The 16,663-nt window shown below is 69.5% G+C and carries 6 protein-coding genes; 4 read left to right on the forward strand and 2 right to left on the reverse strand.

Going from position 1 to position 16,663, the window contains the following annotated elements; all coding sequences use genetic code 11:
* Positions 1-65 precede the first annotated feature (65 nt).
* Entirely contained in the window at positions 66-845 is a 780-nt protein-coding gene (locus tag ACZYZE_RS04480) for an AMIN-like domain-containing (lipo)protein (RefSeq protein ID WP_459319673.1), read from the forward strand.
* A gap of 99 nt (positions 846-944) precedes the next feature.
* On the opposite strand, the gene gabT is transcribed toward ACZYZE_RS04480, so the two are convergent.
* Positions 945-2,309 (reverse strand): 4-aminobutyrate--2-oxoglutarate transaminase, encoded by a 1,365-nt coding sequence (gene gabT / locus ACZYZE_RS04485; protein ID WP_459319674.1) that lies wholly within the window; start codon positions 2,307-2,309, stop codon positions 945-947.
* Between the two features lie 51 nt (positions 2,310-2,360).
* The gene (locus ACZYZE_RS04490; protein WP_459319675.1) at positions 2,361-3,791 is read right to left on the reverse strand and encodes a gamma-aminobutyraldehyde dehydrogenase; all 1,431 of its coding nucleotides are present in this window, start codon (positions 3,789-3,791) and stop codon (positions 2,361-2,363) included.
* Between the two features lie 142 nt (positions 3,792-3,933).
* Between ACZYZE_RS04490 and ACZYZE_RS04495 the strand changes: the two genes are divergently transcribed.
* The 3 genes from ACZYZE_RS04495 to ACZYZE_RS04505 all read left to right on the forward strand — a co-directional run bounded on the left by ACZYZE_RS04495 (position 3,934) and on the right by ACZYZE_RS04505 (position 16,639).
* Entirely contained in the window at positions 3,934-5,376 is a 1,443-nt protein-coding gene (locus ACZYZE_RS04495) for a PucR family transcriptional regulator (protein ID WP_463906455.1), read from the forward strand.
* A 180-nt stretch (positions 5,377-5,556) separates the two neighbouring features.
* Positions 5,557-5,817, forward strand: a complete 261-nt coding sequence (locus ACZYZE_RS04500; RefSeq protein WP_459319677.1) for a hypothetical protein — start codon at positions 5,557-5,559, stop codon at positions 5,815-5,817.
* Between the two features lie 148 nt (positions 5,818-5,965).
* Positions 5,966-16,639: a non-ribosomal peptide synthetase gene (locus tag ACZYZE_RS04505; RefSeq protein WP_463906458.1), complete on the forward strand. Its 10,674-nt coding sequence runs from the start codon at positions 5,966-5,968 to the stop codon at positions 16,637-16,639.
* The last annotated feature ends 24 nt before the right edge of the window (positions 16,640-16,663 follow it).

Consider the following 16,663-nt stretch of genomic DNA (forward strand, 5'->3'; position numbering starts at 1 on the left):
TGACTTTCGGCCCTGAGCAGGGCAATCATCCGTTCCTAGGCTGGGAGAGTCGAGGGGAACCCATCATGAGAGCAATCAGGACCAAGGAACTTGGCGCGAGGAATACCGGCTTGGGCCTGCTGACGCTCCTGCTGGTCCTCACAGCCTGTACGCCCGCCGCCCCGCAGCCCGGCGGAACCAGCCAGGGCACGTCGTCCCCCGCGCAGTCCACGGCGGCGGGCCCTTCGGCAACTGCCGGCGTGCCGGGCGATACCGACGAAACGGGGCCGCCGCAGACCGGCGACAAGGTGATTTCGGCCAAGGTCACCCTTGACTGGGCGTGGCCAGGCCCGGGAAGGGCGTTCAAGATGGCGCACGGGAACCCCGTACCGGTTGCGCCGCCACCGGCCGCTCCCCTGCCCGCCCTGTCCGCCATCGGCTCGGGCCGGCACCCGTCCGAGACGCCGCCGTATGACCAGCTGAGTTTCCGGTTCACCGGCGGCTTCCCCGGCTACGACATCGAATACGTCCCGGAACTGCTTGCGGACGGCAGCGGACTTCCGGTTCTGTTGCCTGGTGCCGGGGCCATTCTCAAAGTCGTCTTCCGGGGCGCGCAGGCCCACACGGCCGACGGCACGGCCAGCACGATAGAAAGGGCGCCGGCACTGGCCATCGGCTACCCGGCCCTCACCAGCTACGCCCCGGCCGGCGACTTCGAAGGCCTGCTCAGCTACGGGATAGGCGTCGGCAGGATCCTCAGTCCGGTGCCGGAGACCAAGATCCGGGTCTACGAGGTCGAGAAGATCGACAAGGGCCAGCACCTTTACGTCGTCGCGATCCAGCTCGACGCGGCTTCCTGGAAGTAGCGTGCCCGGTCCAAAGCGCCCGGCAAAGGGAAGAGCCGCGGACGAAAAATCGTCCGCGGCTCCTCGTATGGCTCCGTTGGCCCGTTTAGCGTTGGACCGTCAGGCGTTGGCCTTGACTGCCGAGGCCAGGACCGCGAGGCCGTCCAGCAGCAGTTCGTCGCTGATCACCAGCGGCGGCAGCAGCCGGATGACGTTGCCATAGGTTCCGCAGGTGAGGATGATGACACCCTCCTTGAGGCAGGCTGCGGCCACCGTCTTGGTCAGCTCCGGGTTCGGTTCCTTCGAGCCGGCGTGGACCAGTTCGATCGCCAGCATGGCTCCGCGGCCGCGGACTTCGCCGATCACGGAACGCTCGGAAAGCTCTGCTGCGAGCTCGCGCAGCTTGCCGAGGGCGATCTCCTCGATGTGCCGGGCGCGGGCGTTGAGGTTGTACTGTTCCATCGAGCCAATGGAGGCCAGTGCGGCGGCGCATGCCACCGGGTTGCCGCCGTAGGTGCCGCCCAGGCCGCCCGGGTGGACGGCGTCGAGCAGTTCGGCGCGGCCGGTGATGGCGGAGAGCGGCATGCCGCCGGCGATGCCCTTGGCCATGGTGATGATGTCCGGGATGACGCCTTCGTGGTTCACGGCGAACCATTCCCCGGTGCGGCAGAAGCCGGACTGGACCTCATCGGCGATGAAGACGATGCCCTTCTCCTTGGCCCAGGCGGCCAGTGCGGGCAGGAAACCGTCGGCGGGGACGATGAAGCCGCCCTCGCCCTGGATGGGCTCGATGATGATCGCGGCAACAGACTCGCCGCCGATCTGCTTTTCGATCATGGTGATAGCGCGCCTGGCGGCCTCGGCACCGGTGATCTGCGGGTTTTCCTCGCGGAAGGGGTAGCTCATCGGCATGCGGTAGACCTCGGGCGCGAACGGTCCGAAGTTGGTCTTGTACGGCATGGCCTTGGCGGTCAGTGCCATGGTCAGGTTGGTGCGGCCGTGGTAGGCGTGGTCGAAGGCGACGACGGCGTCCCGGCCGGTGGCCAGGCGCGCCACCTTCACGGCGTTTTCCACGGCCTCCGCTCCGGAGTTGAAGAGCACGGTGCGCTTCTCGTGGTCACCCGGGGTGAGACGGTTCAGCTGCTCGGCGACGGCGACGTAGCCCTCGTAGGGGGTGACCATAAAACAGGTGTGGGTGAAGTGCTCCACTGCTTCCTTGACGGCCCCGACGACGGCGGGGTCCGAGGCGCCGACACTCGTCACGGCGATGCCGGAGCCGAGGTCGATGAACGAGTTGCCGTCGACGTCGTGAATGATGCCGCCGTCGGCGTCGGCGACAAAGACGGGGACGCTTGAGGCGACGCCGGCTGCGACGACGGCCTTACGGCGGGCGGTCAGGGCCAGGGACTTGGGGCCCGGGAAGTCGGCCTGGACGCGGCGCTTCTGCTCAAGACGGTAGGTGATGTCGTTGGCGGTGGTGGTCATGGGGAAGCCTTTCTCAGCGTGCGGGATATGCGTGCGGGTTGTGCGACTGTGCTACGCGTCCAACGCAGACATGACGTGCTTGATGCGGGTGTAGTCCTCGACGCCGTACATGGAGAGATCCTTGCCGTAGCCGGACTGTTTGAAGCCGCCGTGCGGCATTTCGGCGGTGAGCAGGATGTGCGTGTTGATCCAGACGGCACCGAAATCAAGGTCGCGGCTGACCCGCATGGCCGTGCCGTGGTCGGTGGTCCAGACGCTGGAGGCGAGGGCGTAGTCGACGTCGTTGGCCAGCTCAACGGCCTCGTCCTCGGTGCTGAACTTCTGCACCGTGATGACCGGGCCGAATGTTTCCTTCTGGACGATGTCATCCGTCTGCTTGGCGCCGGTGATGATGGTGGGCTCGAAGAAGAAGCCCTTGTCCCCGGCACGGTGGCCGCCGGTCTCGATCCTGCAGTTCGCCGGCAGGTGCTCCACCACCGAGGTCACCGCGTTGAAGTGGTTGACGTTGTTCAGCGGGCCGAAGTAGTTGTCCTCGTCGTTCTGCGAACCGGTGTGCAGGGTCTTGGTGTGTTCCACCATTGCCGCCACAACGTCGTCGTGCACCTCGTCCTGGACCAGGACGCGGGTGATGGCGGTGCAGTCCTGGCCTGCGTTGAAGAAGGCGAACTCGGCGATTGCCGCGGCGCTCTTCTTGATGTCGGCGTCCTTGAAGACGATGGCCGGAGCCTTGCCGCCGAGTTCCAGGTGGGCGCGCTTGAGCCCCTTCGCTGCCCCGGAGGCGACGGCGATGCCGGCGCGGACGGAGCCGGTGATGGATACGAGGCCGGGGACCTTGTGCGCCACCATCATGGCGCCGGTCTCGCCGGTGCCGAGGACCACGTTGAGGACGCCGGCCGGGAAGATGTCACCGGCGAGGCGGGCCAGGACCAGGGTGGATTCCGGGGTGGTGTCGGAGGGTTTGAGCACGATGGTGTTGCCGGCGGCCAGTGCCGGGCCGATCTTCCAGATGGCCATCAGGAACGGGTAGTTCCACGGCGCAACCTGGGCCACGACGCCGATCGGTTCGCGGCGGACGTAGGAGGTGTGCCCTTCGAAGTACTCTCCGGCGGACTTGCCCTCCATGATGCGGGCGGCCCCGGCGAAGAAGCGGAGCTGGTCCGCGCCGGCGGCGACTTCCTCGGAGGCGATCAGGGAGCGGACCTGGCCGGTGTTGCGGTGCTGGGCCTCGACGAGTTCGTCGCTGTTCGCCTCCACGGCGTCGGCGAGCTTGAGCAGCATAAGCTGGCGCTGCCCCGGCGTCGTGTGCTTCCAGGTCTTGAAGGCGTTCTGGGCGGCCGTCATGGCGGCGTCGACGTCGGCCTGCACCGAAACCGGTGACGTCGCCACCACGTCGCCGGTGGCGGGATTGACGATGTCCAGCATCCCGGTTCCGGCCGGAGTGACGAACTCGCCGTTGATGAAGTTCTGCAAGGTTTGAACCACGGTGTACAACCTCTTTCACGCTGATGGACCCAATGAGACTGCTCCGAGCCTATGCCAGGGAGGCAAGGCAGGGAATAGTCACCTGCACACCCTTGCCGCCATACTTTAGTGCGGTTGACCAAGCCACCGCTATCCTGAATCCATGGCCATTTCACTAGCCGCCCTGCTTGGGGTGCCGTCACTCAAACTGACCAAGGCCGGCCTCGCGGAGACCACATGGCACCAGGACATTCTTTGGGTTGCCGTCAGCGAGCAGGAAGACCCGCAGCGCTTCCTCAACGGCGGTGAGCTGGTCCTCACCACCGGGATGAGGCTCAGGAGCGCCCCGGAGCAGCGCCGCTTCGTCCGCCAGGTCCAGCGTGCCGGCGCGGTGGGGATCGGCTTCGGGATCGGTTTGACGCACGACGCCGTGCCGCCGGCCCTGATTGCCGAGGCCAACCGCTGGGGCCTGCCCATTGTGGAGGTGCCCTATGAGACCCCGTTCATCGCGATCGGCAAGCTCGTGGCCGATGCCCAGGCAACGGACCACTTCGCCAAACTTGAACGGCTGATCGCCGGGCACCAGATCCTTGCCCGCGCCCTGCTCACCGGCGGCGGCCTCGCGGAGCTCCTGAAGCACCTCGGCTCCATGCTGCGCACCGAGATCGCGCTGACCCAGTTCACCGCCCAGCTCTACAACAGCGTGGCCGGGAATCCGCCGCCCCGTGCCGAGGGCTGGACGTCCTACCCCATCCCGACCGGGCGCCGGGATGCGTGCACGCTGTGGGTGAAGCTGCCCTTCGAGGACTCCGGCATCGTCGGCTACGCGCAGAACCTGATCAGCGTCGAGCTCAACAACATGGTCAAGCAGCGCCAGTCCCAGCGCGCCCTGGCCGGGCAGGTCCTCGGGGACGTGATCCACGGGACGCTCGAGCCCAGCGAAGCCACGCGCAGGCTCGCCGGCATCGGCATCAACAGCACCCGAAAGAACGTTGTCCTGCTGGCCGAGTCCGCCGCCCACCACAAGCAGCTGGGGAGTTCCTCGCTGCCGCTGCCGCTGACGACGGCAGTGAGCGCCGTCGTCGGAAATGACCTGATCGCGGTGGTCCACGACGACGGCAGGGGCGCCAGTGCGCTGGCCCGGAGCCTCAGCGACCACCTGGCCGAGGCCGGGATCCACGCCACGATCGGGATCGGCGGCGCGTATACGAAACCGAACGGGCTGCGCTGGAGCTATTTCGAGGCCCGTGATGCGGCCAGCCACGGCCTGCCCGTCAACGAACCCGAGCGGCTGAGCCTGACCTCGCTGCTGCTGGCCAGCGAGGACGTGCCGCTCGCGGACATGGCGAATGAATCCCTCGATCCGCTGCGCAGCTTTGACGCCACCCACGGGGCCGGGCTGATGACGACGCTGGAGAGCTACCTGAACAACAACGGCTCGGTGGCCTCCGTCGCCGAGGAGCTCACGCTGCACCGGAACACCGTCCGTTACCGGCTGGCGCAGATCACCGAACTCACCGGTTACGACCCTGCCCAGACCGCGGACCGGGTGCAGCTCTGGCTGGCGCTGGCCGTGCAGCGTCTCGGAGCCCGCCACCCGCGCTGACCCCTCCAGAGCAACGCGGGGTCACATCGCGCCCATTGTGGGGCCCGGGATGGGCGCGATGTGACCCCGCGTTGCTTTCCGGCGGGCGGGTTCCCATCCGGGCTCCGGGCAGATCCGAATAGCTCTATGGCACCTTTTTGGTGCGTGGAAACCATACGGCTACGTAACTGGAGATGAAAAGTGAAGAAGACCTTCAAGACCGCAACCCGGATCGCCGCAGGATCAGCCCTGGCACTTTCAGCCCTCGGCGTCGCCACAATGCCTGCCCAGGCCGCCGCCGGCCCCGACGCAACCACCGTGGTTACCCAGCCTTCGGCGTCAAACAACCAGCTCAGCTTTGGCCCGCTCATCAATGGCGGGCTGGTCAACGGACCGCTCGTTGACGGCCCCCTCGTGGACACCGGCCAGACCGGGCCGTTCCAGTTCGGCCAGTTCCAGTAACCTCCCACTGACGATCCTCCCCTGATCCTCCGGCAGGCCGGCCGCACACGGCCGCCTGCCGGAGGTCATCCTGCCTGGGCCCACCGCGCGGGTTCTTTTTTTGTGCCCTGATGCGTCTGCAGCCCCCTCGAGATACCCGAGAAGGAATATGTCCCCGAATCCCCTGAACGCCCAGTCAAACAACTCCGCCGACAGGCTCGAACTGACCCCCGCGCAGCGAGGCATCTGGTACGCCCAGAAGCTCGCACCGGAGAACCCGATGTACCAGATCGGCCAGTTCGTCGAGATTTCCGGGCCGCTGGACATGTCCGTGCTGGCCGAGGCGGTGGCGCAGGCTGTCGCCGGGACCGATGCGCTCAATATGGCCTTCGGGGAGGACCAAACCGGTCCGTTCCAGCGTCATAGGCCGAACCCGGCCGGGCTGGAAGTCACGGACCTGAGCGCCGTCAGGGACCCGGACGCCGAGGCACGGACCCTGATGGACGCGGATCTCGGTCTCCCGCACGACGCCGTCCGCGACGCGCTGCTGCACATCGAACTCATCAGGCTCTCCGCGGAGCGGCACTACTTCTACCAGCGGGTCCACCACCTGATGCTGGACGGCTATTCGGCGGTGCTGGTACTCAAGCGCATCGCCGGGCTGTATAACGGACTGCTGGACAACGGACGTTTGGGCGGTGTGCGGGATAACCGGCGTTTGGGCGGTGTGCCGGACGACGCCGAGCGGCCCGGCGCTGCCGGCTTCGGCTCGCTGACGGAGCTCCTGGCCGCAGAGGCGGACTACACAATATCCGACGCCGCCGGAACCGACCGCGCCTACTGGGAAGCGCAACTGCGGGACTCCCCGGCTGCGGCAGGACTGGCCGGCCGGCCCGAGGGCACCGCCACCTCGCTGGTCCGCGCGGCCAGGTCGCTGCCCGCCACGGCCGCCGCCGCACTGGCGTCCGCCGCCGGCTCCGCGCCGGCGCTGGTCCTCACCACAGCCGCGCTGTATCTGCACCGGATCACCGGCGAGCGTGAGGTCTCCGTGGCGCTGCCCGTGACCGCCCGCCGCGGCAAGCTCGCGAAATCCACGCCGTCGATGCTCTCCAACATCCTGCCGGTCCGGATCGGTGTCGATCCCGGCGCGACGGTCCGCGACACCCTCACCACCATGGGCGCCACCCTGCGCGGCGCCCTGATCCACCAGCGTTCCCGCTTTGAGGACCTAGCTACGCAGACCGGATACCTGGGCCCCTCGGTGAACATCCTGCCCGTCCTGGACGACATCCGTTTCGGCCCCGCCCGCGGCACCATGAACATCCTGTCCACCGGCCCGATCGACGATCTTTCGATCGTCATCCACGGCCTCGACGCCGGCAGCGCCGCCCCCGCCGGCAGCCCCGGCGGCACCCCTGCCGGCACCGCCACGATCCAGTTCGAAGCCAACGCCGCCCTGTACACCACGCAGCAGCTGGAAGAACATCTGGACCGCTTTGTCCGGCTCATCGACGACGTCGCCACCCGGCCCGAGGCGCTCCTGGCCTCGCTCTCGGTGACCACCGCCGAGGAAGAGCGCTCACTGCTGGCCGCCGGCGACGCCGGAGATACGGCGCTTCCGCAGCACACCATCGTGGAGGAATTCCAGCTCAGCGCCCGCGACGCCGGTTCCCGCACCGCCGTCGTCGCGCCCGACGGCGAACTGACCTTCAGCGAACTCGAAACCCGCTCGAACCAGCTGGCCCGGTTCCTCCGCAGCCACGGAGCGGGCCCGGGGAAGACCGTTGCCGTCCGGCTGGACCGCAGCGTGCTGCTGCCCGTTTCGCTCCTGGCGATCCTGAAGTCCGGGGCCGCCTACCTCCCGCTGGATCCCGACTACCCCGCCGGACGGGTGGAGGGCATGCTCGAGGACGCTGCCCCCGTCCGCCTGCTGACCTCCTCGGCGTTCACCGGCGGCGACGCCGGCCACGAGGAACTCGCCACCACGGTCCCCGTCACCGTGCTGGACTCCGCCCTGATGGTCTCCTGCCTGTCTGGCAAGGACGGGGCGGCGCCGGCGCCCTCGGCCGGGCAGCAGGATCTGGCCTACGTCATCTTCACCTCCGGCTCCACCGGGCGGCCCAAGGGCGTCGGCGTCGAGCACCTGGCCCTGCTGAACCTGTACACCTCCCACCGGGACAGCGTCTTCCTTCCCGCGGAAGAGCGGCTCGGGCGCAAGCTCAAGGTCTCACACACCGCCGGCCTGTCCTTCGACGCTTCCTGGGATCCGATCCTCTGGCTCATCGCCGGCCATGAGCTCCACCTCGTGGACAACCAGACCCGCCGCGACCCGGAAGCGCTCAGCGAGTACCTGGCCGGTACCGGCATCGACTCGATCGAAACCACCCCGTCCTTCGCCAAGGTGCTGCTGGCCGGCGGCCTTTTCGGCCAGGAGACCCACCCGACGGTGGTGGCCCTCGGCGGCGAGGCCGTGGATCCTGTGCTCTGGAACTCCCTCGCCGAGCAGGAGGGGGTGGTGGCCTACAACTTCTACGGCCCCACCGAAACGACCGTGGACTCCCTCACCGCCGTCATGCAGCCCGGCACGGAACCAACACTGGGCGACTCGGTGGCCAACAGCCGCCACTACATCCTGGACTCCGGCCTGAACCCGGTCCCCGTCAACGCCATCGGCGAGCTCTACGTCGCCGGCATCAACCTGGCCCGCGGCTACCTCGACCAGCCCGGCCTCAGCTCCGAGCGCTTCGTCGCCGACCCCTTCGTCCCGGACGGCTCCCGTATGTACCGCACGGGCGACGTCGTCCGGCGGCTTCCGGACGGAACCCTCGAGTTCCGCGGGCGCATGGACGCCCAGGTCAAGATCCGCGGCTTCCGGATCGAGCTCGCCGAAATCGAAGAGGTCCTCCGGTCCCTCGACGGCGTCGAGCATGCCGCCGTCGCGGTTTCCAAGAACCGGGCAGGCTACGACCAGCTGCTGGGCTACGTCACCTCCGGCAACGAACTGGATACCTCGGAGCTCCGCCAGCGGGCCCGCCGGCAGCTCCCGGACTACATGGTGCCGACCGCCGTCCAGCAGATTCCGTTCATTCCGCTGACCGCCAACGGCAAGCTGGACACCCGGGCGCTGCCGTCTCCGAGCCAGGAAGCGTCGGCCACGGAGCCCCGCAGCGTGCGGGAGCGGATCGTGGCCGAGGCCTTCAAGGAAGTCCTGGGACTTGAGGCCGTCGGGCTGGAGGACGACTTCTTCGAACTCGGCGGACACTCGCTGCTGGCCACCCGGCTCGTGGCGCTGCTGCGGGACCGGACCGGCGTGGCACCGGCACTGCGCACGGTATTCGAACAGGCCACCGTGGCCGCCCTCGCCGAGACCATTGAGCTCGGTGCCGTCAATGCCCGCCCGCTCAAGCCGGTGGAACGCCCGGACGTCATTCCGCTCTCCTTCGCCCAGCGCCGGCTGTGGTTCCTGAACCGCTTCGATCCCGAATCCGGCGCCTACAACATCCCCGTGGTGCTGGATCTCAAGGGCGCCCTGGACGTCCGGGCGCTTGAGGAGGCCATCAACCGGCTGGCCGGCCGCCATGAGACATTGCGGACCATCTTCCCGCTGGTCGACGGCGAACCCGCCCAGCAGATCCTGGCCGACGGCGACCGCCCCGTGGAGCTGCTTGGCGTCCAGTGCACCGCCGCAGCACTGACCGGCGCCCTCGCCGCGGAAACCCGCCGCGGCTTCGACGTCACGCGGGAGCTGCCGCTTCGCGCCGTCCTCTTCCAGCTGGACCCGGACCACCATGTGCTCGCGATAACGCTGCACCATATCGCCGCCGACGGCTGGTCCCTGGCCCCGCTCGCGCAGGACCTCTCGCAGGCCTACAACGCGCTGGCGGCCGGCACGGACACCCCGCTTGCCCCGCTTCCGGTCCAGTACGCCGACTACACTCTCTGGCAGCGGGAGGAGCTCGGCAGCGAGGACGACCCGGCGAGCGCCATCGCCCGCCAGCTTGAGTTCTGGACCCGCGAACTGCGCGGTGCCCCCGAGGAGCTCCGGCTGCCGTTCGACTTCATCCGCGGCGCGCGGACCGCCGCCGAACCGGCGTCGTCCGTTCCCCTGGCAATCCGCCGGGAAACCGGCGCCCGCCTCAATGCGCTGGCCCGGAACCACAACGCCAGCCTCTTTATGGTGCTGCAGGCCGCGCTCGCGGCGCTGCTGACCAAGTCCGGCGCGGGTGAAGATATCCCGCTGGGCACCCCCGTCGCCGGCCGGACCGACACCCGACTCAACGAGCTTGTGGGCTTCTTCGTGAATACCCTGGTGCTGCGCACCAACACCTCCGGGAACCCGAGCGCCGCGGAGCTTGTGGAGAGCGTCCGGTATACCAACCTGCACGCCTACGCCAACCAGGACGCACCCTTTGAGCGGGTGGTCGAGGAGCTCAATCCGGCCCGGTCCCAGCACCGCCACCCGCTTTTCCAGGTCATGCTCACGCTTCAGAACACGGCAGCCGCCGGTCTCTCGATGGACGGCGTTGAGGCCACCGCCGATCTCAGCCAGGAACCGGGCGGCGCCAAGTTCGACCTGCTGCTGGACCTGGTGGAAGACAGCTCCGTTGACGCCGTTGAACAGGAAGATGCCGGGGCGGAGCTTGCCTCCGGCGATGCCGGGGCCGGCATCCGCGGCTCGCTCGCCTACAACCCTGCGCTGTTCTCCCGGTCCACCGCCGAGCAGCTCGTGGCGGGCTTCCTCGCCGTGGTGGAGCAGTTCGCCGCGGACCCCGATGTCACGCTGGACCGGCTGCGGATCCAGTCCCCGGAGCAGCATGCCCGTGCCCTGGAACAGAGCTTCCGGGCGGATCCGGGGACGGGGACGGTCCTGCCGGAGACCGTCGTCGATGCCTTCCAGGCCACGGCGGCGCGGACGCCGGACGCCGGAGCGCTCATTGATGCCGCCGGTGCGGACAAAGCCGCCAGTTTCGCCGTGCTTCACGGCCGGGTCCGGGCCCTCGCCAAGGGCCTCATGGCCTCCGGCGTGGAACCCGGCGACCGGGTCGCGGTGGCACTGCCGCGCACGGCCGACGTCGTCGCTGCCGCACTGGCGGTGCTGGCGGCCGGCGCGGTCTACATCCCCGTAGATCTTTCCTACCCCGCCGAGCGGATCCGGATCATCCTCGAGGACGGCGCCCCCGCCGTCGTCATCTCCGCAGTGCCCGCCGCCGCCGATTCCGCCGGACCGCGGACCCTCGGCGTCGATGCGCTGCTGGCGGCGGGTGCTGGGATTTCCGACGCCGCCCTGGCCGCCCGCCGGCCGGCCGCAGCGGACCCGGCCTACGTGCTGTACACGTCCGGTTCCACCGGGCGGCCCAAGGGCGTCGCCGTGCCCCATGGCGCCCTGGCCAACCTCTACAGCCACCACCACCGCACCCTGTACGCCCCGCGGTTCCAGGCTGCGGCCCCGGGCGGAACCGTGTCCGTGGCGCACATCGCGGGCCTCGGCTTCGACGCCGCCTGGGATCCCATGCTCTGGATGATCGCCGGAGCGGAACTGCACCTGGTGGCCGACGAGGTCCGTGGCGAAGCCGAGTCCCTGGCCGGCTACTGCCGCAGCCACGGTATCGACGTGCTGGAGACCACTCCGTCCTACGCCGGGCAGTTGCTGCAGTTCGGTCTGCTGGACGGTTCCCGGGAGCAGCCGCTGATCCTTGCGCTGGGCGGCGAAGCCGTCACAGCCGAGCTGTGGACCCGGCTCGCGTCGACGCCGGAGGTCTCGGCCTACAACTTCTATGGCCCCACCGAGTTCACCGTGGACTCGGTGATTGCCGAAATCAGCGGCGACGCACCAACGATCGGCCGCGGCATCGCCAACACCGACACGTTCGTCCTGGACCCCTATCTGGCACTGGTCCCGGCCGGTGTTCCCGGCGAGCTGTACCTCGCCGGTCCCGGCATGGCCCACGGCTACGACCGGCGCCCGGCCGAGACGGCCTCACGCTTCGTCGCCAACCCCTTCGCGGCCGACGGAAGCCGGATGTACCGCACCGGCGATCTGGTCCGCCGGGCCCGGGACGGCGCGCTGGAGTTCCTGTCCCGCACCGACGAGCAGGTCAAGGTCCGCGGCTTCCGGATCGAACTCGGCGAGATCGAGGCGGTCCTTGCCGCCCACGCCGGAGTTCACCGCGCCGTGGCCTTGGCCGACGGCGAGCCGGCCCACCGGGTGGTGGCCTACTACGCAGGCACAGCGGACCCCGGGGAACTGCGCAGCCTGGCCGCGGCCATGCTGCCGGACTACATGGTCCCGGCCATCTTTATGCAGGTCCCTGCCATCCCGCTGACGGCACACGGAAAACTGGACAGTAAGGCGCTTCCGGCGCCCTCCGCCGGCGTCGGGAAGGAACGAGGCACCACCCCCACGACCGCAGAGGAGCGCGCCATGTGCGGGATCTTCGCCGGGGTCCTGGGCGTGGACACCGTCGCCATGGATGATGATTTCTTCGTCCTCGGCGGGCACTCCCTGCTCGCGGTCTCGATGATGGGCGGCATCAGGGAGGCCTTCAGCACGGAGCTGCCGCTGCGCACCCTCTTTAATGCGCCCACCCCCGCCGGCCTGCTGGCAGCCGTGCACCGGCAGGCCGGTACAGGCTCCCCGGGGGCCTCCGGCGCGGCCGGGGCGGCCGGGGCCACTTCCGGGCCCGCCGCGGCCCCGACTTCCCTGACTGATTGGCTGGGCGGTCCGGATTCGGTCCGCCCCGACCGCCTGGCGCTCTCCTTTGCGCAGTCCCGCATGTGGTTCCTCAACCAGCTGGATCCCGGCGCCTCCGACTACAACATCTCCCTGGCCGTCCGCCTCACCGGCGACCTCGACGAGCGGGCGCTGGCCGCCGCGGTCGGATCACTGTTCCGACGCCACGAGGTCCTCCGGACCGTTTACCCGGAAACCGGGGGCGTGCCGGAGCAGCTGATCCTGGCTCCGGACGACGGCGCCCCCGCCGCCGCCGGTATGCGGCTGGCCGCCGCCACGGCCGGCTCGGAGGCGGAGGTTCCGGCCCTGCTGCGCGAAGACGCCGAACGCGGCTTCGATGTGCGTTCGGAGCTCCCGCTGCGGGCGCGGCTGATCCGGATCGGATCCGCGGAGGCCGCGACGGCGTGGGTCCTGCACCTCGTGATGCACCACATCGCGAGCGACGGCGCCTCCCTCGCCCCGCTGGCGCGTGACCTGTCCGCCGCCTACGAGGCCGCCCTCGGCGCTGATCCGGCCGCCGATCCGGCTCCGCTCCCCCTGCAGTATGCCGAGTACGCCAACTGGCAGCGGCAACAGCTCGACGGCGCGGCCCTGACCGCCAAGCTGGAGCACTGGCGCCACACGCTGGCCGGCATCCCGGCCGAACTGATGCTGCCGGCGGACCACCGCCGGCCGCGCGAATCGCGCCAGCCCGGGCGGCAGCTGCAGTTCCGGCTCGATCCTGCCGGCGTCAGGGCGCTGGGCAGCCTCGCCTCGGCGTCGAACGCGAGCCTGTTCATGGCCCTCCACGCCGGGCTGGCAGCGTTCCTGCACCGCACCGGTGCCGGCGATGACCTCGTGATCGGCTCCCCGACGGCCGGGCGCACGGATCCGGCACTGCGCGGGCTTGTCGGCTTCTTCGTCAACACCCTGCCGCTGCGGGTGGACGCCGCCGGGGGCCCCAGCCTGAGGACCATGCTCGGCAGGTCCAGGGACAGTATCCTGGCCGCCTTTGACCACGACGACGTGCCCTTCGAACGGCTCGTCGAAGCGCTGAATCCCGAGCGTGAGCTGGGCCGGCACCCGCTGTTCCAGACCATGCTCACCGTGGACAACGAGGCACCGGCGGTCCCGCAGCTGCCCGGGGTCCGGGTGGCGGCCGAGCCCGAGACGGCGTCGGGCGAGGCCAAGTTCGATCTCTCCTTCACCTTCCGGCCCGACGATGGCGACGGCGATGGCGGCGGCGGCGGACTGGCCGGCACCATCGACTACAACGCGGCGATGTTCGACGACGGCACCGTCCGGCGGCTTGCGGACAGCTTTGGCCGGTTCCTTGAGCTGGCCGCGGCGTCGCCGGACACCCCCGTCGCGCTGCTCCCGATGATCGGGGACGATGAAGCGCGCGGGCTGATGGAAGCCACCGCCGGAACACGCTCGGCAGCCCCAGCCACCGTGGCAGCAGCCGCCGGCGCGGAACCCGGCGTCCTCGCGGCCCTCGCCGCAACGGTCAGTGCGACGCCGGACGCCACCGCCCTGGTGGCAGACGGAGAGTCCCTGAGCTTCGCCGGGCTGGCCGCTTCGGCCTCGCGGATCGCCGCCGCCCTGGCGGCGGCGGGAGTCAGCCGCGGCGACGTGGTTTCCGTGATGCTCCCCCGATCGCTGGGAACGGTGGAAAGCATGTTCGGTGTCCTGGCCGCCGGGGCCGTCTACAACCCCATCGACACCGAATACCCGGACGAGCGCGCCGCCGCCATCATCGAGGACGCCGCACCGCCGGTAATCCTCACCAGCCGCGCCGTGGCCGGCCGGGTTGAGCAGCTCGTTGCGGTCCTGGCCGTCCGGCCCCGGGTGCTGCTGCTGGACGAACTGTCCGAGGACCTGGAAGCCAGCCCGGAGACTGCCCCGGATGGTAAGGATGTCGCGGATCCGGCGGCCCTACTGCCGCACCCGGACGCCCGCGAGCTGGCTTACGTGATGTTCACTTCGGGCTCCACCGGCCGGCCGAAGGGCGTCGAGGTCAGCCATGGCGCCCTCGCGGCCCTGCTCGCCTCGCACCGGGAAACGCTGATGTCCGGCGTCAGCCGCCGGAGGGTCGCCCACACCACGGGCGTCGGCTTCGACGCCTCCTGGGACCCGATTCTGTGGATGGTGCAGGGCCATGAACTGCATATGATCGATGACCGGACCCGCCGCGACTCCCGGCAGCTCGCCGCCTACTTCGAACAGCACCGCGTCTCGGTCTGGGAGAGCACCCCCGGCTACCTGCGGCAGCTCCTCGGCGAGCCGGTGTTCACCGCGCTCCTGGACGGGCATGCCGCCGAAGAGAACACCTTCAGCCTGGCTCTCGGCGGGGAAGCGTTCGACGCCGGACTCTGGGACAGCGTCGCCGCGCACCCCGGCATCGAGGCCTGGAACCTCTACGGACCCACCGAGGCCACCGTGGACACCGTCCTGGCCAGGGTCGGCGACACCGCCGAACCCGTCCTGGGCGCGCCCACCGCGGGAACGCGGCTCTACGTCCTGGACAACAGGCTGCAGCACACCCTCCCCGGCGCGGCCGGTGAGCTCTACATCGCGGGACGCCAGCTCGCCCGCGGGTACCGAGGCCGTCCCGAGCTCACGGCCGAGCGGTTCGTCGCCGATCCCTTCACCGGACGCGGCGAGCGGATGTACCGCACCGGCGACGTCGTCTACCGGCACGCCGACGGCCGGCTCGTGTTCGCCGGCCGCAACGACGACCAGCTCAAGATCCGCGGCTTCCGGGTGGAGCCCGGCGAGGTGCAAAACGCCCTCCGCGGTGCCCCCGGCGTCCGCGAGGCCGTGGTGCGTGCCGTTGGAACCGACGGCGGCAGCGGCGACGGGGTCCGTCTGATCGCCTACGTGGTGCCGGCCGGGTCAGGTCCGGCGAACGGCGCCGGAAACGGCAGCCTGCCCGACGCCGTCCGCAGCCATGTGCGGGGACTGCTGCCGGACTACATGGTGCCGGCCGCCGTCGTTGTCATCGATGAGGTGCCGCTGACGCCGCACGGCAAGGTGGACGCGGCGGCGCTGCCGGATCCCGGAAGCGTGGCCCGCAGCGCGGGGCTGGCACCCCGGACCCCGAGGGAAAAGACCGTCGCGGGGATCTACGCCGAAGTCCTTTCGCTGGAACGCGCCGGCGTCGACGAGTCGTTCTTCGAACTCGGCGGGCACTCTTTCCTCGCCCAGCCGCTCATTGCCAAGATCAACGCGGCCCTGGGGACTTCCCTCCAGGTCCAGTCGCTATTCCGGGCCCCCACCGTGGAAGGCCTGCTCCGGGAGGCTGGCAAGGGTGCGGACGAGAGCGCCGCGGACAGTCTTCGCCAGCTGCTTCCCTTGCGGACGGCCGGGACCAAGCCGCCCGTTTTCGCGGTCCACCCTGCCTCGGGGATCAGCTGGGGCTATGCCTCGATGCTGGGCCGGCTGGATCCCGAACGCCCGCTGATCGGGCTGCAGATGCCCGGGATGGAGCCGGGCCGGACCCGTCCGGTGGGGGCCGCCACCCTCACCGAACTGGCCGACGATTACATCGCACAGCTCCGCTCTGTCCAGCCGCAGGGCCCCTACCATCTGATGGGCTGGTCCTTCGGCGGATACCTCGTCCACCGGCTGGCCACCCGGCTGCAGGAACTCGGCGAGGACGTGGCGTCCCTGGCCATCCTCGATGCGTTCCCCGGCAACCAGGCGCACAACGCCGATGTGGGAACCGGACCGGCAGTGTGGGCCAGCTACCTCGAGGCCCAGGGCTACGAGCTGGCGGACCAGGACACCGCGGGCCTGGACGGGACCCGCGCGCTGGAAATCCTGCGCGAGCACCACAATCCGCTGGGCAGTGTCCCGCTGGATTCTGTCAACGCGATGGTGCGGAACTTCCCTGACTTGGCGCGGCTGATCCGGGATGAGCAGCCGCAGCTGTTCAGCGGCGATCTGCTGTTCTTCCGGGCCACCCGCGAGGTACCGGCCGGCACGCCCGGAAGCGAGTCCTGGCAGCCGTTTGTCACCGGCAGCATCACCGAAGTTGCGGTGGATGAGCGTCATTCGCAGCTATTAAGTGACCGGGCTCTCAGTGCAATCATGCCCGCGCTGGCCATCCAACTGGGCGGCCGGGACGAATAGCAAATGATGCCCTGATCCACGAGA

This window comes from Pseudarthrobacter woesei (assembly GCF_055412745.1).